The sequence below is a fragment of the Geminicoccus flavidas genome, assembly GCF_009806515.1.
Classification (GTDB): Bacteria; Pseudomonadota; Alphaproteobacteria; order Geminicoccales; family Geminicoccaceae; genus Geminicoccus; species Geminicoccus flavidus.
The window spans coordinates 1-1,295 of record NZ_WUJP01000080.1 but is presented as its reverse complement, the minus strand read 5'-3'; the positions used below and the strand labels follow the sequence as shown (position 1 = coordinate 1,295).

At 71.6% G+C, this 1,295-nt stretch carries 2 protein-coding genes; both read left to right on the top strand.

Annotated features, from left to right (window positions below):
- On the top strand, positions 1-1,073 hold a 1,073-nt coding region (locus EQG76_RS02075), incomplete at its 5' end, for a fimbria/pilus outer membrane usher protein (RefSeq protein ID WP_159710165.1).
- On the top strand, positions 1,070-1,295 hold a 226-nt coding region (locus tag EQG76_RS02070; RefSeq protein WP_159710163.1), incomplete at its 3' end, for a spore coat protein U domain-containing protein. The genes EQG76_RS02075 and EQG76_RS02070, both read left to right, overlap by 4 nt.

The following is a 1,295-nucleotide window of genomic DNA, read 5'->3' as shown; positions in this document are numbered from 1 at the left end:
GCATCGGCACGCGGTTTACGAGTGACGACTGGCAGGAGCTGGGCGATGCCGAGAACGGTGCCCAGCCCAACCGGATCGATCAGGTCCGGGTCGGCCTGGACCTTGGCACGCTCGGCAATGTCGGCCTGTTCCTGGTGCATCGCGACGAGCGCACCGCCGAAGACACGCTGTCGGCCAGCGCCTCCTGGTCCACCAGGCTGGGGCCGGGCTCGGTCGTGCTCACCGCGGCCAAGCTGATCGACCCGTCCGATGAGGCGGTCTTCTTCCTGAACTATGTCCTGCCGATCAACCGGCGCGACAGCGCTATCGCCGGCTCGGCCCACGATGCGTCCGGCACGTCCGCAGAAGTGCAGTACCGGCGCAACAAGGGTGACAGCGACCTCGGCGCGGACTGGCTGGTCGCCGCCCGGGCCGGCAGTGACGACTCCTCGCGCCTTGCCGGCAGCCTCGGCTACGACTGGAGCAAGCTCTCGACCCGGATTGATGCGGAACTCGGCAAGGACAGCACTGCCATCCGCCCGAACCTGTCGGGCTCCCTCGCCGTGGTGGACGGCCGGTTCGATGGGTCCCGCCGCCTGGGCCGCGCGTTCGGCATGGTGGAGCTGCCGGACATGCCGGACGTGCGCGTCTACCTCGAGAACCGCGAGGTCGGCCGGACCGATGCGGATGGTCGGTTGCTCCTGCCGGGGCTGCTGCCCTACCAGTCCAACCGGATCCGGGTCGAGGTCGAGGACCTGCCGCTGGATGCCCAGGTCAGCGACCCGCAGGTGGACGCGGTGCCCGCCGACCGCAGCGGCATGACCGTCGATTTCGGCATCCGCCGTGAGCGGCAGGCGACGGTGCGGCTGGTCGACGGGCAGGGCCAACCGCTGCCGGGCGGCCTGGAGCTGGCCGATTCGGCAGGCGCGGTGCTGGCCCTGGTCGGCCGGGACGGGCTGGCCCATGCCACCGGGATCGGCTCGGGCGGGGTGGCGGTCTTGGCAGCGCTGCCGGGCGGATCCGTCACCTGCCTGCTGCCGGGCATCGACGGCGACGACCCGATGCCCTTCCTTGGCGAGGTGCGGTGCCGATGAACTGGCCTTGGCCCGTCCTGCTTGGGCTGGCCGCCCTGCTTGCCGGCGCTGGCTCGGCCCGCGCCGGCTGCGAGGTCAGGATTGCCGCCTTGGCGTTCGGCGTGATCGATACGGCGCGCACCAACCAGGCGACCGGCAAGGTGACGATCCGCTGCGACGAGCCGCAGACCGTCCAGGTCGGGCTGTCGGCGGGCGGTGGCGGCGTAGAGCGCCGTCTCGCCG